The organism is Streptomyces flavofungini (assembly GCF_030388665.1).
Classification (GTDB): Bacteria; Actinomycetota; Actinomycetes; order Streptomycetales; family Streptomycetaceae; genus Streptomyces; species Streptomyces flavofungini_A.
Genome location: NZ_CP128846.1, coordinates 3,406,274 through 3,427,648 on the forward strand (window position 1 = coordinate 3,406,274; position 21,375 = coordinate 3,427,648).

The 21,375-nt window shown below is 71.7% G+C and carries 15 protein-coding genes; 3 read left to right on the forward strand and 12 right to left on the reverse strand.

The features are described from left to right. Positions 1 to 2: 2 nt before the first annotated feature. The 3 genes from QUY26_RS13660 to QUY26_RS13670 form a co-directional block, all read right to left on the reverse strand. Positions 3 to 1,667 (reverse strand): AAA family ATPase, encoded by a 1,665-nt coding sequence (locus tag QUY26_RS13660; protein WP_289946405.1) that lies wholly within the window; start codon positions 1,665 to 1,667, stop codon positions 3 to 5. Between the two features lie 126 nt (positions 1,668 to 1,793). Then, positions 1,794 to 2,504, reverse strand: coding sequence for a Flp pilus assembly protein CpaB (cpaB, locus tag QUY26_RS13665; RefSeq protein WP_289946407.1), 711 nt, complete (start codon positions 2,502 to 2,504; stop codon positions 1,794 to 1,796). A 105-nt stretch (positions 2,505 to 2,609) separates the two neighbouring features. Next, complete coding sequence (locus QUY26_RS13670; protein ID WP_289946409.1) at positions 2,610 to 3,554, reverse strand: hypothetical protein; 945 nt, start codon at positions 3,552 to 3,554, stop codon at positions 2,610 to 2,612. Positions 3,555 to 3,849: 295 nt separating this feature from the next. Here QUY26_RS13670 and QUY26_RS13675 point away from each other — a divergent pair, with 295 nt between their 5' ends. Next, on the forward strand, positions 3,850 to 4,911 hold the full coding sequence (locus QUY26_RS13675) for a chitinase (protein WP_354670682.1): 1,062 nt from the start codon (positions 3,850 to 3,852) through the stop codon (positions 4,909 to 4,911). A gap of 109 nt (positions 4,912 to 5,020) precedes the next feature. Here QUY26_RS13675 and QUY26_RS13680 read toward each other — a convergent pair whose 3' ends face one another. Then, a complete protein-coding gene (locus QUY26_RS13680) occupies positions 5,021 to 6,355 on the reverse strand; it encodes an Nramp family divalent metal transporter (protein ID WP_289946412.1) in 1,335 nt (444 codons plus the stop codon). 150 nt (positions 6,356 to 6,505) lie between these two features. Between QUY26_RS13680 and QUY26_RS13685 the strand changes: the two genes are divergently transcribed. Next, complete coding sequence (locus QUY26_RS13685; protein ID WP_289946414.1) at positions 6,506 to 7,855, forward strand: M14 family metallopeptidase; 1,350 nt, start codon at positions 6,506 to 6,508, stop codon at positions 7,853 to 7,855. 63 nt (positions 7,856 to 7,918) lie between these two features. Here QUY26_RS13685 and QUY26_RS13690 read toward each other — a convergent pair whose 3' ends face one another. The 7 genes from QUY26_RS13690 to QUY26_RS13720 all read right to left on the reverse strand — a co-directional run bounded on the left by QUY26_RS13690 (position 7,919) and on the right by QUY26_RS13720 (position 14,616). Next, positions 7,919 to 8,560 carry a hypothetical protein gene (locus tag QUY26_RS13690; RefSeq protein WP_289946416.1) on the reverse strand — a complete coding sequence of 214 codons (642 nt, stop codon included), beginning with the start codon at positions 8,558 to 8,560 and terminating at the stop codon, positions 7,919 to 7,921. Next, positions 8,557 to 10,734, reverse strand: coding sequence for a hypothetical protein (locus QUY26_RS13695; RefSeq protein WP_289946419.1), 2,178 nt, complete (start codon positions 10,732 to 10,734; stop codon positions 8,557 to 8,559). The genes QUY26_RS13690 and QUY26_RS13695 overlap by 4 nt, the downstream gene beginning before the upstream one ends. A gap of 43 nt (positions 10,735 to 10,777) precedes the next feature. Next, positions 10,778 to 11,203, reverse strand: a complete 426-nt coding sequence (locus tag QUY26_RS13700; protein ID WP_289946421.1) for a hypothetical protein — start codon at positions 11,201 to 11,203, stop codon at positions 10,778 to 10,780. 1 nt (position 11,204) lies between these two features. Next, positions 11,205 to 12,455 (reverse strand): type VII secretion-associated serine protease mycosin, encoded by a 1,251-nt coding sequence (gene mycP, locus QUY26_RS13705; RefSeq protein WP_354670683.1) that lies wholly within the window; start codon positions 12,453 to 12,455, stop codon positions 11,205 to 11,207. Positions 12,456 to 12,491: 36 nt separating this feature from the next. After that, the gene (locus tag QUY26_RS13710; protein ID WP_289946422.1) at positions 12,492 to 12,689 is read right to left on the reverse strand and encodes a hypothetical protein; all 198 of its coding nucleotides are present in this window, start codon (positions 12,687 to 12,689) and stop codon (positions 12,492 to 12,494) included. Between the two features lie 450 nt (positions 12,690 to 13,139). Continuing rightward, positions 13,140 to 13,997, reverse strand: a complete 858-nt coding sequence (locus tag QUY26_RS13715) for a hypothetical protein (RefSeq protein ID WP_289946424.1) — start codon at positions 13,995 to 13,997, stop codon at positions 13,140 to 13,142. Between the two features lie 52 nt (positions 13,998 to 14,049). Then, positions 14,050 to 14,616 (reverse strand): hypothetical protein, encoded by a 567-nt coding sequence (locus tag QUY26_RS13720; protein WP_354670684.1) that lies wholly within the window; start codon positions 14,614 to 14,616, stop codon positions 14,050 to 14,052. 516 nt (positions 14,617 to 15,132) lie between these two features. Between QUY26_RS13720 and QUY26_RS13730 the strand changes: the two genes are divergently transcribed. Then, the gene (locus QUY26_RS13730; RefSeq protein WP_289946425.1) at positions 15,133 to 17,322 is read left to right on the forward strand and encodes a caspase family protein; all 2,190 of its coding nucleotides are present in this window, start codon (positions 15,133 to 15,135) and stop codon (positions 17,320 to 17,322) included. On the opposite strand, the gene QUY26_RS13735 is transcribed toward QUY26_RS13730, so the two are convergent. Beyond that, complete coding sequence (locus QUY26_RS13735) at positions 17,303 to 21,325, reverse strand: CHAT domain-containing protein (RefSeq protein ID WP_289946427.1); 4,023 nt, start codon at positions 21,323 to 21,325, stop codon at positions 17,303 to 17,305. The genes QUY26_RS13730 and QUY26_RS13735 overlap by 20 nt on opposite strands. Positions 21,326 to 21,375 lie beyond the last annotated feature (50 nt).

The following is a 21,375-nucleotide window of genomic DNA, read 5'->3' on the forward strand; positions in this document are numbered from 1 at the left end:
CCTCACGGCGAGTCCTCCCCCTCACGCGCCGCCCCCGCCTTCGCGTCGACGGACCACCCCGTCTCCACCCCGGGGAAGAACAGCGGCACATCCACCTTGACGGTGGCTTCGAACACGTCGCCCGTCGGCGCGCAGGAGATGTCGGCGCCCTGCCAGGCCCCGGGCAGATGCTCCTTGCCCGCGGCCGCGCAGGCACCCTGGTAGTCCCCGTCGACCGCCGCCGCGGCGGTCGCCGCCCGAGCCGCCTCGTCCGCCGCGTTCCCGGCGAGCGAGTACGTGTACCCGTACAGCGCGCACTGCCACAACAGCCCGATCACGGTCAGCACCAGCGGGAACATCCCGGCGAATTCGAGGGTGACCGCGCCGCGGTCGCCCCGCTCGGCCCTGTCGCCCCGCTCGGACTTCTCCCCCCGCTCCGACTTGCCGAGCCGCCGCGTCCCCCGCCCGCCCTTGCGCCCGTGCCCCGCGGACTCCGGCTCCACCAGCCCGAGTTCGCCCGCGAGTCCCCACAGCGCCTGCTTGACCGTCGACTTGCTGTCGAGGTCCTGGAGGCGGCCCGCGTCGACGGGGGCCTGGAGTTCCTTGGGGGCGTCGGGAACCGAGGTGCGGGCCTCCCGGGTGCCGGTGACGCGGGAGACGAGGGACGGCTGGATCTCGGTGCCGCGGGCGGCGCGGTTGAGGACCGTCACCGTCTCCTCGGCCTTGCGGATCTGCAGCCGGTCCCAGAGCCGCACCATGCGTTTGGCGGCGCGCACGGCGACCACGTCGGGGGTCACGAGGAGGACGGCCTGGTCGGCCATCTCGACGGCGGTGGCGGTGGCGGTCGTGACGTACGTGCCGCAGTCGACGACCACGACGTCGTACCGCCCGCGCAGCGCGTTGACCGTCTGCCGGGCGACCCGGTCGGTGATCTCCTCGCCGCGCTCGCCGTCGGCCGGGGCGAGCAGCAGGCCGACGCCGGTCTCGTGGGCGTACACGGCGTCCTGGACCACGCGCGGCGAGATGTCGCTGATGGCGGCGAGGTCGGCGACGGAACGGCGGAACTGCACGTCGAGGTAGGAGGCGACGTCGCCGGACTGGAGGTCCAGGTCGAGCAGGGCGGTGCTGCGGCCGGAGGCCTGGGCGGCGAGGGCGAGCTGGACGGCGGTGAGGGTGGTGCCGACGCCGCCCTTCGCGCCGGTGACGGCCACGACCTGGCCGCCGCCGGGGACGGCCGCGCCGGGCCCGCCGCCGTACAGCTCGACGGCGCTCGACCCGAGATGGCGCCGCATGCCGCTGGACCAGGCCGCGGCGGCCTGCACCCGCTCGGCGAGGGCGTCGTAGGCGAGGGGGAAGGTGACGATGCCGCGGGCGCCGCTGTCCATGGCGGCGGTGAGCAGGGCCGGGCTGGTGTCGGCCGTGACGAGCACGACGCCGACCGCCGGGAAGCGCAGGACCAGGTCGCGGATCAGGTCGAGGGCGGGCACGGGCGCGATGCGTTCGTGGACGAGGACGACCTCGGGCAGCTCGTCGAGGGAGATCGCGGCGAGCCGGGCCAGGGTGTCGAGGAGCGCCGTGGAGTCGGTGACGGGCGCGGCGGGTTCGGCGTCGGGGAGCTGCGCGGCGAGGCCGGTGAGGGCGCGGGCGGCGTCCACGTCGCCGACGGCGGGCAGGATGCGGGTGATCACGCGCGGCCTCCCCGGGGCCGGATCCGGCGGGTGCGATCGGCCCGGGGACGGATCCGGCCGGTGCGATCGGCCCGGAGCCGGGCCCGGCCGGTGCGCTGAGCGGGAACGTACATAGGCCTGCTCCCCTTACTTGTCCTCGTCCAGGGTGTACGTACGGTCCCCGCGCGGCACGTCGGCGTCGCCCCCCTGCCCGACCAGGGCGAGCCGCACGTGGGAGGCGAACGACTCGGCGTACGCGACGCGTTGGGCGTCGCGCGTGTCGAGGGCGAACGTGATGGGCACGGCCTCGTCCTCGCGGCGGCGGCCGCGGTCGTCGCGGTCGCCGTCGAGGGCGGTCAGCTTCCCGACGTCGATGACCTTGGCGCCTTCCACGATGACCTTCGACTGGTCCTTGCCGCGGTCGGTCTCGGCCTTGAAGGTGGCGTAGATGTTGACGGTGGAGCCGGGTGTGATCTTGCCCGCGACGCCCGTGGCCGCGTCGATCATGATGGCGATCTCCTGCTGCCCCGGCTCCAGTTGGGGTCGCTTCACGATCATGTCGGTCTGGAGGAGCGAGCCCTTGCGCAGCTGGGTGACGGCGATCTTCCCGCGGATCTCCCGCAGGTTGGTCACGGCGTTGTCGGACAGCCACCGCTCGGGCATCTCGACCTTCTTGAACTGGTCCGCCTCCAGTTCCTTGTACGGCGCGATGTCCCGCTTCAGCTCGTACGCCTCGACCTCGGGGCCGACCTTGGAGTTCACGTCGCGGATCACCGAGAGCACTCCGGCGAACGCGCCGAGCGCGCACAGGACCGACAGGACCAGCAGGATGACACCTCGGCGCTGGCGTGAGTTCATGGGCCGGACTACCTACCTCGTTCGTGCAGCGAGTGCGTGTGGCTACGGACAGTGAGCGGGGTGGCGCGTGGTGACGGACGCGTGGGTACGCGAACGGGTGCGGCGTTAGGTCACGCCGCGGGGCAGGGCGTGCGCTGCCGGTTCGGGCGCGGCCGGTGGCATCGGGGCGGCGCAGAACGCGCAGCGGTCACCGATGAGTTCGAGACCGCACCAGTGGCAGTCCTCCCTCCGCACGGACGACACCAGTTGGTAGAGCACGGAGATGTCCGGGATGGCCGCGGCGAACTCGACGAGCTTGCCGGTGGCCCACCAGCGGGGCGAGTCCCCGGACAGCCGCACGTCGGCGCAGCCCTGGACGTTCCACGCGGGCGCGAGGGTGTCCACGACCCAGTCGGGGGCGAGCTGCCCGGCCGCGTACAGCAGTTTCGTGCTGAACCCGGGCCCGGCCGGCAGCCCGTCGCCGCCCACCTTCACCAGCTCGGGCCGCGGCGCGGCGAGTACCGCGAACTGCGCTCCCGGAACCCATGACTTGGTGTGCGACCGCAGCGTCACCGGGACCCGGTCGAGCTTGGCGACGGAGCCGAGGAGGGCGCCGGCGTAGATGTAGTGGCTGAGCAGCCTGGCGGCGCAGGCGAGCACTCCGGGGCTGAAGTCGCATATCGACAACTGCCGCAGCTGGAGCGCGAGGACGGCGAGACCGAGGGGCGGCAGGTCGCTGCGCACGAGCGCGATGCGGTCGCTCTCGAGCACGGACCGGATGGCGTGCAGCCGGTGCAGGACGGCGGGCGGCGCGGAGGACGGGCAGAGCACGACCACGTAGCCGTGGTGCTCGATGAGGGTGTGCATCTCGGTGAGGGCCTGGTCCAGGGTCTGCGCCGGAGACCCCTTCCCCGTGGAGGCCCTCATGGCCGCCGACTTGGCGGCGTACCCCTTGCCCGCGTGCGCCCGCGCGGCCTGCACGGCGCTCTGCAGGACGGCGGCGGTCGGGGTGTGCCGGTCGAGCGAGGGCAGCACCAGCTCGGGGCTGGTGACGGCTATCGCGGTCGGCATGCGCACACCCCCGGCTCCGAGTCCTCACGCTCCCGTCCGCACGTCCGTGCTCACGTGCGCCTCTGACTGTGCACCATATCCACGCAGGGGCCGGGCTAACACCCAACTTCGCACTGTTCACCTCCGGGTTGTCGTGTTGCTTCCGCTCGCGGGAGTCTCCGGAGCGCACCCGGTGGCGCAAGAAGTCTTGACAACCCCATTGGTCTGGACCACCTTGTACGACCAGCAAGCAGCGGTGGCCACCGTTTTCGTACCTCCTCCCCCACTCCCCCCACTCCCCCCACGGAGGCAGAAGATGGACCGCGCACGCAGAACAAGGAGTGCCCTCGTCGGAGGGCTCGCCGCGCTCGGGCTCGCGATCGCCGGGCTCGCGACCGGTGGTGCCGCGAACGCCGACGCGACGCCGGGCGCGAAGGACGCCGGTTCCCGGACCTCGGCCGGGGCGCAGGCCGCCGTCCCCGGGGCCAGGGCCGTGCCCAAGCACGCCGTCACCGGTTACTGGCAGAACTTCAACAACGGCGCCACCGTGCAGAAGCTCAGCCAGGTGCAGGACCAGTACGACATCATCGCGGTGGCCTTCGCCGATGCCACCGGGACGCCGGGGCAGGTGACCTTCAACCTGGACTCGGCCGGGCTCGGCGGGTACACCGTCGACCAGTTCAAGGCCGACATCAAGGCGAAGAAGGCGGCGGGCAAGTCCGTCATCATCTCGGTCGGCGGTGAGCGCGGCGCCGTCGCGGTCAACAGCTCCGCCGCCGCGACCAACTTCGCGAACTCCGTCCACTCGCTGATGCGGGAGTACGGGTTCGACGGCGTCGACATCGACCTGGAGAACGGGCTCAACTCCACCTACATGACGCAGGCCCTGAAGTCGCTCGGGCAGAAGGCCGGTCCCGGATTCGTGCTGACCATGGCGCCGCAGACCATCGACATGCAGAACACGAACAACGAGTACTTCAAGACGGCCCTGAACGTGAAGGACATCCTCACGGTCGTCAACATGCAGTACTACAACAGCGGTTCCATGCTCGGGTGCGACGGCAAGGTCTACAGCCAGGGCAGCGTGGACTTCCTGACCGCCCTCGCCTGCATCCAGTTGGAGGGCGGGCTCGCGCCGTCCCAGGTCGGCATCGGCACCCCCGCCTCCACGCGCGGCGCCGGATCGGGCTACGTCGCCCCGTCCGTCGTGAACAACGCCCTCGACTGCCTGGCCAAGGGCACCAACTGCGGCTCCTTCAAGCCCTCCAGGACCTACCCCGGCATCAGGGGCGCGATGACCTGGTCGACCAACTGGGACGCGGCGGCCGGCAACGCGTGGTCCAACGCCGTGGGTCCGCACGTCCACGGGCTTCCGTAGGGGCTCCGGCCCTCGTCAGCCCCCTTCTTCCGCAGCGCCGCCGCTCCCCCGGCGGCGCTGCTGTGCGTGCAGGCCCCGGTGGCGTCCCGGAGGAACCCGCGCAGACGTACTAGAAGAAGCTGCCCCAGTCCTGATCCGTGATCTGCTTGACGCACAGGACCAGGAACAGCAGGCCCGCGATCGCCAGCATGCCGTTGCTCAGCCAGCCGTTGCGCCACTCGGCCGGCGTGCGCGCGGAGTTGAGCATCCAGATCAAGGTCAGGGCGAGGAACGGCATGAAGGCCGCGCCCAGCACCCCGTAGATGATGATCAGGCGGAACGGCTGGCCCTCGAAGAGCAGGATCATGGGCGGGAACGTCAGCCAGAGGAGGTAGGCGCGGAACGGCAGGGACTTCTCGCGGGCCCCGGAAGCCACCTGCTCGCCGGTGAGGGCCGTGCTGTCGGCGCCCGCCCTGCCCTTGCGGTAGTGCTCCACGAAGTCCGCGAACATCAGGCTCACGCCGTGCCAGACACCGATCAGCGACGTGAAGGACGTGGCGAGGAAGCCGATCAGGAACAGCTTGGACGTGGCCGTTCCGTACTCCTTCTCCAGGATGTCGCCGAGCTGGACCAGACCCTTGTCGCCGCTGGCGATCGCGATGTTCGCGGAGTGCAGCATCTCGGCGCCCACGAAGAGCATCGCGACGACGAAGATGCCGGTGGTGATGTACGCGACGCGGTTGTCGAGACGCATCACCTTCATCCAGCCCGTGTTGGTCCAGCCCTTGGCGTTCACCCAGTAGCCGTACGCCGCCAGCGTGATGGTGCCGCCGACGCCGCCGATCAGGCCGAGGGTGTTGAGGATCGAGTCCTTCTCGTCCGGTACGACGGGCAGCAGGCCCGCGAAGGCGTCGCCGAGGTTCGGGGTGACGCGGATCGCCAGGTACACGGTGACGACGAACATGACGCCGACGAGGACCGTCATGACCTTCTCGAAGACCGCGTACTTGTTGAACCAGACGAAGACCAGGCCGACGAGCCCGGTCAGGATCGCCCACCACTTGAGTTCCATGACGTCCGGGAACAGCGCCTGCAGCGGCAGTCCCGACGACGACATCGCGGCGGCGCCGTACACGAAGCCCCAGATCACGACGTACACGACGAAGAACCACGTGGTCCAGCGCCCGAGGCTCGTCCAGCCGTCGAAGAGGGTGCGGCCCGTGGCCAGATGCCAGCGGCCGGCCGCCTCCGCGAGGGAGATCTTCACGACGCAGCCGATGACGGCGGCCCACAGCAGGGTGTAGCCGAAGTTGCTGCCCGCGATCAGGGTCGCGACCAGGTCGCCCGCCCCCACGCCGGTGGCGGCGACGACGATGCCGGGCCCGATGTACTTCCAACTGGACTTGCGGGGCGCGGACGCCACGTCCCCGGCGGCTGCGGTGGGTTCACCCTTGGTTTCGGCCATGCGATCAAGAAAGCGCAAAGACTCCTGGTGCACAAGAGGCGCGCAGGGACGGCTCAAACGCGCCATTGACCGGAGCATGCCACGCCGCGACCATGGGCCCGCACGCCCGCACGTCGCACGGCTCAACCCCCCACCCCCACAGGAGCATTCATGCGACTCCGCATACGTGGAAAGAGATCAGCGGCCCTCGCGGCCATGCTGGCCCTCGCGGTCGCGGCGCCCCTCAGCGCCAACGCCTCCGACTCCTCGTCCCCGTCGGCCAAGAAGGCGGCCGCCGCCACCGCGGCCGACGAGAACGTCCGCCAGTACTCCATCCCGGGCCCCTCGACCCCCGCCGCCCGGACGGCGGTCGCCGCCACCGGCGTGTCCATCGACGAGGCCGACGACCACGCGGTCGTCGTCACCGCTGACGCCGCCCAGGCCAAGAAGCTGCGCGCCCTCGGGTACACCCTCAAGGTCCTGCCCGCGCCGCCCGCCCGCACCGACGGCAAGCGCGTCGAAGTACGGGACTTCCCGCCCGCCGACTCCCGCTACCACAACTACGCGGAGATGAACGCGGAGATCGACCAGCGGCTCCAGCAGTATCCGAACCTGATGAGCAAGCGCGTCATCGGCAAGACGCACCAGGGCCGCGACATCGTCGCCATCAAGATCAGCGACAACGTCGGCACGGACGAGAACGAGCCCGAGGTCCTCTTCACCCACCACCAGCACGCCCGTGAGCACCTCACGGTGGAGATGGCCCTGTACCTGATGCGCGAGCTGGGCGCCGGCTACTCCACCGACGCCCGCGTCAAGAAGGTCGTCGACTCCCGCGAGATCTGGATCGTCCCCGACCTCAACCCCGACGGCGGCGAGTACGACATCGCCACCGGGTCCTACCGCAGCTGGCGCAAGAACCGCCAGCCCAACGCCGGTTCGTCCTACGTCGGCACCGACATGAACCGCAACTGGAACTTCAAGTGGGGCTGCTGCGGCGGTTCCTCCGGCTCCACCGGCTCCGAGACCTACCGCGGCCCGCGCGCCGAGTCGGCCCCCGAGGTCAAGGTCGTCGCGGACTTCGTACGCAGCCGGGTCGTCGGCGGCAAGCAGCAGATCAAGGCCGGCATCGACTTCCACACGTACAGCGAACTGATCCTGTGGCCCTACGGCTACACGTACGCCGACACCGCCCCCGGCCTCACCCAGGACGACCGCGACGCCTTCGCCGCCGTCGGCCGCAAGATGGCCGCGAGCAACGGCTACACCCCCGAACAGTCCAGCGACCTCTACATCACCGACGGCTCCATCGACGACTGGCTCTGGGGCGACCAGAAGATCTTCGGCTACACCTTCGAGATGTACCCGCGCTCGGCCGGCGGCGGCGGTTTCTACCCGCCCGACGAGGTCATCGAACGCGAGACGTCCCGGAACCGGGACGCTGTGCTCCAGCTGCTGGAGAACGCGGACTGCATGTATCGGTCCATTGGGAAGGAGCAGCAGTACTGCTCCGGCACGTGAACCTGCCTGACGTGCGGCGTGGGGCGCCCGGTCCGGGCGCCCCACGCCCCGTACACCGTGCCGTCAAGCCTTCCTCGGTGCGTCGAGAGTGGGTGGGCCGGCGGGGAGAGCCGTGCTGTTGTCGCAGCGGTACACGTGGCGGGTGGCCATGCGCAGGGTTTCCGCAGCGAGTTCGGCGAATGCCTTGGTGTCAGAGCTGTCGGCGGAGGAGTCCGTCCGGGCATCGACGCTCACCTCGATGATGCCCGTATCGCCGTCGTCCCGGCAGTCGAGCAGCAGCGCGGCACCATGGCTCGAAGCGTATCCGTATGACTCTCCGATCGAGAGTGACACTTTGCCAGGAGACTTGGACTCCTTCCTGACTCTTTTCCTAGCGTCGTCGGCCGCCATGATCTCGAGGGAGGGTTCGTTGAAGTGACGGTTGTACTCAACCCTTATCCGCTGGCCCCCGCCGGTGAAGGTGCAGGTCGGAGGCGCCTCACCGGAGCGGAAAGCCGTACCGAACCCAGTTCCGTTGATGTACTCGAAGTACCTCTTCCCGCTCTTCGGTAGGATCTGGGCGGCGGCCTTCGCGGGCAACGATCCATCGCACACCCGGGCTGGAACTGAGACCGCGGTTTCATCGGATGGCCAGAGCTGCCACGCGGCGACTCCCACGAAGACAGCCACTGCAGCTGAACCAGCACCCCACCAGGATTTCCTCATCCGGCGCCGCCTTCACCCCGAGTCTCAAGCCTGTAGAAGACCTGGATGTCCTTTTGCGCAGCATCAGCCAGTGTTGTCGCCTTGCGCTCTGAGTAGCCCTGCTCGATGGCGGCACGATGGGTTGCGTGGAACACTGCCTTGCCGGACTCCTCGAGGTGATCATTCAGGAAATCTTCCCTTTCCTGACCTGCGACTTCACTCGAATCCCGAGTGTATTTCTCGACGACGGACTCACGAGCGTCCTCGGCGATCCAGCTGACCGCATCACCGACAACCGGAAACTTGTTGGCTCCGAGGTCAATGACGCGCCCTGCCCACTTGTCGGCGGTACGAATCCCCTCGTTGAACTCCGCGTCCTGCGCGATCCTGTCGTCGTACACGGCTTGCGTGCGTGCTTCTGCCATGACTCCCGCGATCTGGCCCCCTGGAGACACCAGGTTCTTCACGTCCGTCGCGATCATGCCGTCGGACATTCCCTCCCGGTTCCGAAGGGTCTCGTTGACGAGGTCCGTGGTGACGGACTGCTGGGCGTTGAGGATGGCGCCGTAGGCGTCGGGGTCCTTCCCGACCGCCCCCAGGAAGTCCCGCAGCGTGGAGCCCCCCAGCGAGCCAAGTTTCGCGTTACTTCCATGGGTCGCGATCTCCCGCTCCCCGTTCATCCCGTCCTGGAAGTCCCGCATGTACTCCGCCGTGATGTTCCCCATGCTGCCCCGCAGCTTCGAGTCCTCCAGGTACTGCGGGTTGCTGCCGTAGTAGTCCACAAGGCGGTTGACGAAGGACGCGCTGGCGGCCGAGTGGGGCCGGGGTGGGGCGTCGGTGTCGTAGGGGGTCTGGGTGGCTGCCGATTCGAGGGCGTGGCCGAGGCTGGTCTCGTACTGGTCGCGGATGCCGTTGCCGACGAGGGGTGTGGCGGCGTCGTAGAAGCTGTTGCGGGAGCCGTCCCCGTGGCTGACGAGGTAGTCCCAGTGGCTCTGGGCGTCGGGGCCGCTGTGGAAGAACTGGAGGGATGCCTCCGGGTTGTGGCCGAGGGACTCCATGAATCCGGAGACCGCGTCGCCGGGGGCGTCACCAGGGAGGTGGTTGAACTGGCCCGCGGGAGGGTGCGACTCGAAGGGGGACAGTCCCTTCTCGTGCTCCAGCAGTTTGTCGCCGTAGGCCTGGAGGAAGGCGGTGTCGAACTTCCCCCTCTGCATCAGGCTCGACATGATGTCGAAGCCGTACGGAGCGGAGCCCGCGCCGAGCCCCGGGGCGGCGGGAAGGCGTTGGCCTCCGGCCTCGATCATGTCCTTCTTCCAGGCGTCCATCGCCGGGCTGTCGACCCTGGTCGCCGCGGCCAGCGTGAGGCTCAGGTTCTCCTGTACGCCGCCGAGGATCTCGGCGCGTTCGGGCCCCACCGCGCCCATCGTGTCGGCCGGGTGGGCGAGGTCGCGCCAGAAGCGGAGGGTGCCCTCGGCACCCAGCTTGGTGGCGAAGCGCTCCCCGAAGGCGGGGGTGTCGCGGTAGCGGTCGAGGTCCTCGTTGAAGCGCTTGAGCTTCTCGTCGCTCCACCCGGCGACGTCGCCCTTGGCCACCTCCTTGGCCCAGCGGTCCGCGTCCGCCCGGCCCTGGAGGCCCTTGGCGTGGTCGAGGCTGTTCACGCGGACGTCGGAGAAGTCGTGTTTGCCGCGGGCCAGGGCCCGCAGGGCCCGTTCGGCGATGCGGTCCGTCTCGTCCGCCTCCTGGAGTACGCGGGTCGCGTCCCGCATCGTCGCGATCAGGTCCATCTGCGTGGGGACGCCGTCCTTGGCCGCGTCCCTCGGAGAGCGAGCCTCCGCCCCGCCCTCGGGCGTGATGCGGATGTTGCGCTTCGCGGCGCTGTCCGCCACTCGCTCCATCTCTTGCTTGTGGTGGGTGAACGCCTTGTGCGCGCCCTGCAGGACCGCGAGGACGCTCTGCGCCGACGTGACGGCGTCGTCGAACTCGGATGCCGTCTTGACCACGAACGCCTTGCCCACGGTGGCGTTGACGCCCTTCCAGTCGGCCAGCTCCGCCTTGCGCTTGAGCAGGGCCGCGCTGTCGCCGCCACCCGCGCCGGAGGCCAGCTCGCTCAGCCGCCGTGCCATCGTCTCCCAGTCGTCCACGGCGGACGCCAGCTTGCCCAGCCTCAACCCGAGGAGGTCCTGAACGGTCAGCATGTCCTCGCCCTCACCCTCGCCCCCGTCTCCGTCTCCGGCTCCTTCACTTCATGTACTTGTCGATGACCGACGTGGAGACGGACGTGGCGACCTTGTCGTCGTCCTTCTTGTGCTGTGCGCGCGTGAAGTCGAGGTGGTTGGAGATGTGGCCGCACGCGTCCACGAGCGTCCTCGACTTGGAGTTCCAGGCGTCGTGCAGCGTGGTGAGGGCGGCGCCCATGCCGAGGCCTTCGTTGGACAGTTCGACGGCGGCGTCGAAGGTGGCCTCGCGGGCGTGGTCGGAGTCCCTGCGGAGGCGGTCGCGGAGGCGGTAGGCGATGCCGCCGAGCCGGCCCAGTTCGGCGTCGTGGACGACGAGGTCGCCGGCTCCGCCCGGCCCGGTGGAGGGGTCCGCCTGGTTCAACTGTGTCCGCGCCGCTGCCTTCTGCGCGGCCTCGGCCTTCAACTGCTCCCACTCTTCCCACGCCATGTCATGGCCTCCCCGTGACGTGCACGTCACCCGCAGCCCGCCGCTTGCGGACCGCCAGGGCGGCGACCGCCCCACCGATCAACGCCGCGGCACCGACGCCCGTCACGATCCAGGTCGTCACGCCGGTTCCGTCGCCCCCTGCCTCGGTGGTCCCGGGGGCTGCGGCTGAGGCCCGTTCGGAGTCAGGTGTGGCTGCCTCGGACCGCGAAGGGGCGGGGGATTCGGGCGTGGCCTGCTTCAGGTCCGGCAGCGGATAGACGTCGGCAGGGCCCGGGTCTCCGGGGTTCTGGAGGGCGACGCGGGGGCGGACGATGCCGTACCCGATGGAGTCGTTCCGCTTCGCCCCGTCCGAGGGGCCGCCGATGGTGTTGAGCATGACCCGCAGGACCTGGTTGTTCGTCCAGTCCGGGTGCTTGGACCAGATCAACGCGGCGCTGGCGGAGGCGAGGGCGGTGGCGTTGCTGGTGCCGTGGCCCTTGCACACGCCCTTTCCAGTGGGGCAGGTGGTGTAGATCTCGTCGCCGGGGGCGGCGATGTCCACTTGAGGGCCGAATTGAGACTCCTGGGTCTTGCGAAGGTTCCTCCCGACCGCTCCGACTGCCACTACCCCTGGAATCTTTGCTGGGTAGGCTACGTCCGAGTTTCCCCCGTTGCCTGTTCCAGCAAAGATCAACGCCCCCTTATCAAGGGCGTACTTGACCGCTCTGGTCAGTTCCGGAGGGTTCATTCCGCTGTCCAGCGAGATGTTGATGATGCGAGCCCCCGAGTCAGCTGCGTATCGGATGGCCTTACTGAGCCTCGCAGGCACTGAGAATGGATTGACATAAGGGTCGGGTGTCCGGATGGGAAGGATCTTGGCGCCCGGCGCAAGCCCTCGACTTCCTTTGCCTCCGTTTCCCCTGCCGGTGCCCGCGATGAGCATGGCCATTGTGCTTCCATGACCGTCGTAATCCGTGTGCTCGTCACCAGGCGGCTCCGGAGCTTCATCCTTACCGGGCAGTACCTGCCCCTGGAGATCGGCTAGTTCGTCATTGACACCCGAATCGATGACGGCGACGGTGACGCCCTTGCCCGTACTGGTCTGCCACATCTTCTCGGCTTGCATGGCGTTGAGGTGCCACTGCTTGTCTCGTACGGACTCCGCGTGAGCGGGTGTGGCCGCGACGCCTGTCAGCAGGAGGCTCACGGCACCCGAGGCGACGGTCCGCCACCGTGTGTGGTGCGGTGTCCTGGCAGCCATCTGCTCTCTCATGACCTCGTGGTTTCTGAGTGGGGGGATCACGGTGATTCAGTCGATGACGGGTGGGACGACCCGGCGGCCGTCCGGGCGCCAGGTGTCCTGGTCCTCGGTGAGGTAGTCCGGTCTGCCGTCTCGTTGCTCGTCGCGTCGTGAGCGTGAGGGCTGCGTCGTGTTCGGCGGCATGGCGCCCCGCATCGGTCCCTGCCGCCGGGGCTGCCCGCCCGCGATGCCGTTGGGTGCGGCCATCGGCCGCTGTCCCGCTGCCGCCCCTCGTCCGGCGCCCGGCCCTCCCGGGCCCGTCCCCGCAGGAGACCCGCCGACGACCGCACCTCGGGGCATACCGCCAATCGGCCCGCCGGGGACGGACGGCGTGGGACGACCACCCACGATGCCGGGGCCGCCCGCCATACGTCCAGCAGGCGGGCCCGCAGGGGGAACCCTGGGCGCACCCCCGACCACCGGTTGCGCCGGGCCCGTCGGGCGCGGAGGCAGAGACTGTCCCCCACTCGGCGTACGCCCAGGAGCAGGTCCCACAGGCCCACCACCCGCCCGACCGGGAGCAGGACCCACCGGACCGGCCCCGGGCGGCAGAAGTGAACGCCCCCTGGGCCCAATGGGCTCTGGCCCCGGCGGAATCGTGGGGTTCACCGGGGGACTCGGTTGCCGCCCCGAAGGCGGCGGAAACAGACCTATGGGTTACGCCGTCCCGTCGGGCCTGACCGGGGTCGACGTGCCACCGGAAGGGGAGGGCGGAGGTGCCGTCGGGGCGTCAGGAAGCGGTCCCGTACCGTCGACTCGGACGCCCACCGGGTCCGGGACTTGGGGTGCAGGTCGCGGCGCGGTGCCAGGCAGCGGATCCGGTTCTGGCCCCGACCCGGTGGGGCCGAGGACGGCAGTTGGCGGCACGGGGGCACCTGAGGGCGGCGTACCCGGCAGCGCTCCTCCAGACTCCCCACCTGATGGTCCGGGCCCGCCGCCCCCACCGGGCGGCGGCCCACTGCGAGCCTCTTGCGACGCAGGTGGCGCCACCTGCGTCGGCAACGGCCGGAACCGAGGCCTCTCCAACCCCTCCAACTGCTGCGCCGACAGCTGATACGCCTGCCCCAGCTTCCGCATCTCCGCCGCAGCCTCCTGGCGGACCTTCTCCTTGGCCGCCGCGAGCCGCTCCAGCTCGCCCGTGGACTTCGCGCCCACCGCCCGCGCGTCCGGGTCGTTGGGGTTGGCCTGCGCCGCCGCCAGGTTCCCCTCCGCGCCGGCCTTGTCGCGCGGAATCGACGCCTGCGCGGTAGCGATCGCCTCCGACGCCCGCGTCAGCCACTTCGCCGACTCCTCGCTGAAGTCACCCAGGCGGAAAGTGGAGTTGGCCAGATCCCCGCTCCACGTACGGAACGCCGACGCGCCCTCGCCCTTCCAGCGCACCCACTGCGGCCGCACCTTCAACTCGTCCGCGATCTTCCGGATCTCCGCAGCCGCAGCCACGAGCCGATCCGCGGCCGCCTGGACCTGACCCGCGTTCGCCTGATCGAGCCACGCCAGCATCTGCTCATGGCTCATGGACTCGAAGGACGTGCCCCCGGCGCCACGGCCCCCCTCCCCTTACCGCCCATCAGATCGTCCCACCCGCGTCGCCCGCCCCGTCCGTCGGACGGCCCCCGCCCGTCGCGCCCCGGTCGGCCCGGCCGGGCCTCTTCCCGCCGCCGGACTCGTACCGCTCCGCGATGCCCGCGCTGATCTCGGCCATGCGATCGCGAACGTCGTCGTCGACGTTCCGGTAACCCTTGTGCGAGGCAAGCACCGCGATGCCCATGCCCTCGATCGAGTCGGAGAGCAGCTTGGACAAGTTCTCCAGCTCGGAGATCACCGTCTCGTATGCGCCGAACACGCCGGACGCCTCGGCCCACGCCCCGTCCCCGCCACCGAACTGGTGCCGCACCAAGGGCTCTTGCCCCACCTTGCCGGGTCCCGCCGGGGATCCCTTGAGGTCGCGGATCAGCTCGTCCACACGCTGCTGGAACCTGACGAACGACGAGAACTCCGCGGCCACATCGGCGGCGGCGTCCCGCACACCACCGAGCACATCCGGCATTCCCGATGAATCGCCCGACTTGCCTGACGGCGTCGCGCCGCCCGAGCCTGACAGCACCAGCCCCACCCCCGCGGTGACCAAAGCCATATCGCATAGCTATCGCGAACCAGCATGCAACTGTAGCCACGGGGGCGGCAGTTCGTATTCGAATGATCACGCATACGATCGAGTTCCGGCCACCACGAGAGGTGACGGGCCTCGCACGCTCCCTTCGCGGGACGGCCCCTCGCCTCATCAGCGCCTGGACTCGGTCCGGCACGCGTCGACGGCCGTCCTCAACCAGCCAAAGCGTGCGCTCTCCTGCGGACGGCGTGCCTCGGCGGCTCGGAACCCCGGGGCCCGGGATCCAGTCCATGCGATCGCCCAAGTGCCGTGACCAGGACAGGAACTGTCCTGGATTCGGGGCGGGAGCGTCCAGATGTCGAGGCGTCGCCGAGGTCTCCCCGAGTGAGCGTCAGCACCCTTACAGGCCCGCTCCACGCAGGCCAGCACGCGCAGGGGCGCGCGACGGCGGGCGTCGCACGCCGCGGCCAGGCGGGGGTGCGGGTGCCTCGGATTCCCGGAACCGTTTCCCTGGCGCCGCCCGGCTGCCACACTCCCGGCATGGCATCGATCTTCGCGTTCCTGGCGGGTGTCAACGCCTACGATCCGCGGCACGCCAGACCCCTGCGCGGCTGCGTCAACGATGTCACCGCCGCCCGCGAGCTTCTGGTCCGGCGTACGAACGGCGCGGCCAGGACCACCTTGGTGTGTGACGGTGAGGCGACCGTGGATGTGGTCGAGGACGGCATCCGCCGGTTCCTGGGCGCGGCCGGGCCGGGCGACACGGCACTGTTCTGGTTCTCCGGGCACGGCACGCACACCTGGGCGACGGGCGCCGACCTGCTCGTCGAGGCGACCGGCCGGAACCAGGCCCTGCTGTGCGCGGACGGGCCGCTGCCCGACAAGCGCCTCGGCGTGCTGCTCGACGCCGCGGCCGCGCGCGGCGCGCACGTCGCCGCCGTCCTCGACTGCTGCTTCTCGGGCGGTGCGACACGGGAGCCGGAGGGCCTCGTCGCACGGTTCGCGCCGCCGTCCTACACGGAGCCGCCGTCCGACACGGAGCCGTCGCCCCGCGCGGAGCAGTCGCCCGCCCCTCAGCCGTGGCACCCGCGTGAGCCGTGGGCGGCCGGAAGCCGCGACGTGCTGGTGCGCGAGGACACCGGGCAGCACGTGCTGCTCGCCGCGAGCCGGCTCGACCAGCTGTCGTACGAGGGGCAGTTCGGCGGCCGACCGCACGGCGCGTTCACGTACGCGCTCCTCGGCGCGGTCCGGGACGCGGGGCCCGACGTGACGTACCGCGACCTCCTCGCGGCGGCGGACTCGCGGGTGCAGCGCGGTGGGGTCGGCCAGCAGGCGGTCCTGTATCCGGCGGCCCCTGGGGGTGTCGCCGACCTGCCGTTCCTGGGCGGGGTCGTGGCCCGGGCACCGGGCCCGTATCTGCTGCGGTTCGGCTCGCGCGGGTGGGAGGTCGACTGTGGGACGGGGCACGGGCTGCGGGACGGGGCGGGGGCGGAGGGGACGGAGTTCCGGGTCGTGGGAGGCGGAGGGGGCGGGGAAGGTGGACCGGAGGCAGGTGAGGCCGTCGGGGGTGACGGAGGCGGCAGGGGTGACGGAGGCGGCAGGGGTGACGGAGGCGGCGGGGGTGGCGAGGGTGCGGCTGACGGTTCCGCGCGGGGGCGGGTGTTGCGGGCGCGGGAGGTGTTCGCCGACCGGGCGCTCGTGGATCCGGTGGGGTGGGAGCCCGATGCCGGGCGGGTGTATCCGGTGGCCCTTTCGGCGCTGGCACTGGCGCCCGCCACGGTGAGCTTCGGAGCGGATCCGGGCGGGCCGCGCACGAGTGGGCCCACCGGAGGGCAACCTCCCGCCGCCCCAGCCCCCGCTCCCCAACCCCCACCCCTCGAAGCCGACTTCAGGAACGCCCTCGCCACCTCCGGCCCCGGCAACGGCCCCTCCCCCTTGCTCCGGCTGAGCAACACCCCCGCCGACCTCCACTTCCGCGTCGAACCGCGCGACGGCCTCGCCCACGTGCTCCGGCGCGACGGCACCCCCTTCACCGCGCCGCTGCCCCTCACCGGCCCCGGCGACGTACCGCGCCTCGTGGACTGCCTCGCGCACCTCACCCGCTGGCACCAGATCCGTGATCTGGCTCCGCGCCCCTCGGTGCTCGACAACGTGATCCAGGTGGAGATCACGCCGTGGGGCGCCCCGCCGGGGCAGGCGCTGGTGGCGGACGGCAGCGGTGAGATCGTCTGCGCGTACGGTCCTGAAGGGGCGGAGCCGCGGGAGCCGTGGGTGTCGATCCGGCTGCACAACCGGTCCCCGGGGCGCACGCTGTGGTGTCTGCTGCTCGACCTCACCGACAGCTACGCGAGCCACTCCGCGCTGTTCCCCGGTCACTTCATCGGGCCTGGCCGCACCGGCCACGCGCTGGACGGCGAGCCGGTGCAGCTGTCCCTGCCCGCGTCCCGGCCCGTCGTGCCGGGGGCGTCGGCGCGCGACTGGCTGAAGCTCGTCGTCGCCGAGGGCGAGTTGAACACGGTGCCGTTCCACCTGCCCGCGTGGGACGCGGACCGCTCCGGGGCGCGGGACGCCGTCGTCGGCTTCGGCACGGGAGCACTGCGGCTCGAACCGCCCGGGGCCGCCGTCGGCAGTCGCGACCTCGGCGTCGCCTCGGGCTCCCCCGGCCGCTGGACCGCCCGCACGATCAGCCTGCGCACCGTCGTGCCCGGGGCTACTGACCCAGGTGCGTGAACCCCGCCCACGCGCTCAGGTCGTCCGGGTCGATGTGCCGGGCCCGGAACGCGAGGGACGCGGGCAGCGTGGACGGCAGGACCCGGTCCGGGTCGACCATCCACAGCTGGGCGCGGCGCAGGGCCCGCGCGGGCGGCTCGCCCTCGGCCCTGAGGTAGTGGTGGGCCATGAACATCAGGACCGACGTGGCGTCGTCGGGCACCGGCCAGAGCGAGCCCACGACGGACCGCGCGCCCGCCACCAGGAACGCGGTCGCGAGACTGTACGCCTCGTTGTGGCCGTGTCCGGAGACATGGCTGCGGCAGGCCGCGAGCAGGACCAGGCCGAGCCGTCCCCGACGGCCCGCGCCCACCGCCTCGGTGAGTTCCTCGGCCGACAACTCGCCGCTGGACAGGGTCAGGTGGGAGCTGCGGCGCGCGCTGGGCGTAACGGCGGCGTGGCAGGCGAGGTGCAGGACCGCGCCGTCGTCGCCGCCGTCGCGCGTCAGCCAGGACACCACCTCGTGCGGCGTCCCGGGACCGGCGCCGCCCGCGCCCGCGCGACGCCCGAGGAACTGGCCGCGCGGGTAGAAGACGCGCTGCACGGCGTCCGCCTCCTCGCCCGCGTACCGCAGGTCGCCGGTGGGGTCGCCGACGACCAGGGCGGCACCCGTGTGCGGGACGGCGGGGCGGGCGGCCACCTCGCAGAGCAGCCGCGCCGACGCGGCGTAGGAGATCTCCGACTCCGCGAGCGCGTACCGGCGGCGGCCGTCGGGCCCCTCGGTCCAGGCCGCGTGCCAGGGCACGAGGCCGAGGGTGCCCATCGGCACGAGCACCAGACGCGGGCCGCACCCCGCGGAGGTGTCGAAGGTGTCGAACAGGGGCTTGACGGCGGCGTGCCAGGCCCAGCCGCAGAGGCGGTCGAGCTGGGCGCGCAGGGGCGGGGGGCGGTGGGCCGGGGGCGTGCCGGGGACGGGGCCCAGGTCGCGGGCGGCCGTGGCGGCGGGGTCGTACTCCCGCAGCGGCGCCGCGTCCGGCGTCAGGAGCGGCAGCGGTACGGCGCGGACGGCACCGCTCGACGTGACGACGACGGCGGTGCCGTCCGCGCCCTCGGACGCGGGCACGAGATAGACCAGCGCGTCCTTGCGCGAGGCGCGCAGGGCGTCGGCGATCTCGGTGGTCGTGGGCGGAGTCAGGAGCCGGTCCTGCGGGCCGCCGTCGGCGGTGGTGAGGACCGTGAGGACGCGGCGGCGCAGCGAACTCGGCACGGTCGGCGGCGCCCCCGACGGGTCCGGGGATGCGTCCGTGGCGGCCGCCCGCCACTCCTCGGCGAGGTCCTCGCGGCCCGCGGCGAGGAGCCGTTCGGGCACGGTGCTCGACGTGGTCGCCGCGTGCAGGACCAGGCCGCGGCAGGCGTCGAGGGCCCGCACCGCGTCGGCCGGGGCGTTGTCGCGCAGACACCAGGCGGCGACTTCGAGCGCGGAGCGGGTGGCGCGCGCGGCCGCCTGCGCGGCGTGGCCGGTGCCGGACTGGAGCAGCGCAGCCCAGGCGTGGCCGCGCAGGGCGTCGAGGCCGGTGCGACGGGCCGACGCGTGGTCGCCGCGGAGTCGGTGGGCGCCGGCGAGCGTGAAGCCCGTGTGGGCGTAGAGGCGGTGCTCGGGGCCGCCGCACCCGCGCAGGGCCGCCTCCAGAAGGTCGATGCCGCACGCGAGGGGCCGGGCGCGGGCGGCGGGATCGTGCTCGGACTCGGCGAGGGCGCAGTGGCCCCCGCCGAGGGCCGTGGCGTACCGCAGGTGGTCGTCGCTGCCCTGCTCGGCCAGGTCGTACGCCTCTTGCAGCAGCTCCATGGCTTCCTGGAACGCGGCCGGGTCCCAGGGGGCGGCGGCGCGCGCCAGGCGTGCGGCGCCGCTGTCGCCGAGGACCCTGGCCCGGCGGTCGCGCGGCAGGCGCCGGGCCTCGGCGCGCAGCCGGTCCGCGGTGAGCCGGTCGGCCGGCGGCGGTGCGGCCGGAACTCCGAGGGTGCGGGCGAGCTGGTCGCGGGAGCAGAGCAGTTCCTCGAGGGCCGTGCCGAGTTCGGCGCGCGCCGGATGGTCCGCCGCGAGGCCGTCGAGGGCCTCGACCGCGACGCGGATGTACCGGTCGGCCGCGGCCACGTCACCGCGCGCCACGGCCTGCTCGGCGTCCACGGCGGCGAACTTCGCGTCCAAGAGGCGGCGGTTGTGCTCGGTGATCTGCGGGCTGAGCCGCACCCGCGCCCACGCGGCCCGGGCGGTGTCCCGGTCGTCGCCGGTCGCGGCGTGCTGCGAGCGGGCGCCGAGGGCCTGGACGTAGCCGATGTCGGCGGCGTGCTGGTGCTGCCGTTCGGTGTCCGTCGCGGGGTCGGCCTCGTCCTCGGGGGCGCCCGGTGCTCCCGCGGGCGGACGGGCTCCGGCCCGCGTGAAGTGGTCGACGATGTCGTCGAACCGGTTGCCGAACCCCGCCATGGCGTCCCGCAGCCGTACGTTGCCGACGGCGGCGTGGGCCTGACGCTGCCAGTCGGGGTCGTCCGGGCGGAACGCGAGGACGCAGGCGATCAGCGCGTCCTTCTCCTTCGCCCGGTCGAAGAACATCGGCATGTGCGGCAGGTACCGCAGCATTTCGAGGGCCGCGTCCGCCCGTTGCTCCTCGGACTCCGTGCTGCGCCAGGCGGCGAACAGCCGGTCGAAGCGGGGGGTGAACTCGTCCGCCGCCGTGGCCCCCGCGGACCAGCCGGGCATGCCCTCGACACCACCGCTGTGGTCGAAGTAGAGGTCCCCCTCCTCCACGGCGTCCATCACCCCTCTGATGGCCTCGGAGGTGGCGTCGCCGGAGTCCGGGACGAGGCCGCGTTCGTGGAGGAGGAACCGGGCCCAGCCGGCCATCATCCGCCCGCCCGCGTACACGGTGCGGGACACCCGGTCCTCCTCGGCCCGGCCCTCGGCGAGGACCAGGTTCGCGACCTCGGCGACTTCGTGGAGACGGCGTACGTCCTTGTCGTCGTAGTAGCGCGCCTGGAGGAAGACGGCCAGACACAGCGCCGTCCTCGCCACGCCGCCGTCCCGCTCGGGCCGCCATTGGGCGATCGCGCGCCGTATCAGGGCGATGGCCCGTTCGCGTCCCTCGGTGTCGCCGCGGAGCGTCGCCTGCTCGTAGAGGAGCTTCCCGAAGCCGTCGAAGTGGGCCGGGCCGAGCAGGGCCTCGGTCTCCGGGTCGTCGAGCACGCGGAGCACCCTCTCCTCCAGGGCCGCGGCCTGCTGCGGGTCGGGCCAGGCGCTCCAGACCGCGCAGTGGACGTAGGCGGAGCGGATCGTCGCGTCCTTCGCCCAGGACGGCTCGTCCCCGGGCCGCTGCCGCGCCTCACTGAGCGCGCGGTCCAACTCCGCCGCGGCCTCTTCGAGCCGGGCGCGGTCGATCGTCCCCGACACGAGGGCCCCGGACGCGAACGCGGACTCCGTCAGCGCGGCACCCCGTCCGTACCGCGCCTCCGGGAGGTCGCTGGAGGGGTGGCCCGCTTCGAGGACCGCCCCGTAGTGCGCGACGGCCGCCTCGGCGTCGGCGGCGCCGCCGCCGTGCCAGAGCCTGCGCCGGAGGTACAACTGGCCCTGGTTGCGGCGCACTCCGAGGACGACGGCGTCGTCCAGTCCTGCGCGGCGGACCACTTCGTCGTACCGGCGCAGTGCCTCGTCGAGGAGTTCGAGCCGCGGGTCGGCCTCGTAGCGGAACGCGGCGACGTGGGCGTACGAGGCCCGCCACAGGCTCCAGTCGGCCGAGTCGCCGGGCGCGCGGAAGGCCACGTCGAAGGCTTCGGCCGCCTGGTCCAGGTCGTCCGGGCGCCAGTCCTCCATGAACACGGCCAGACTGAGGAACCCGGCGCAGGCCAGCATTTCGGGCAGGTCCGGATCGTTGGGGTCCAGACCGCCGGCCACGTCGATGAGTTCGTCGCGCTGGGCGCGGAGGTCGTCGGCGCTGACGGGCTCCGTGGCGTCTTCGGCTTCGTCAGGGGACACGGGTACGGCCCTTCGCGGGAAGAGGGAGGGGACGGCTCGGGGAGCCTTGA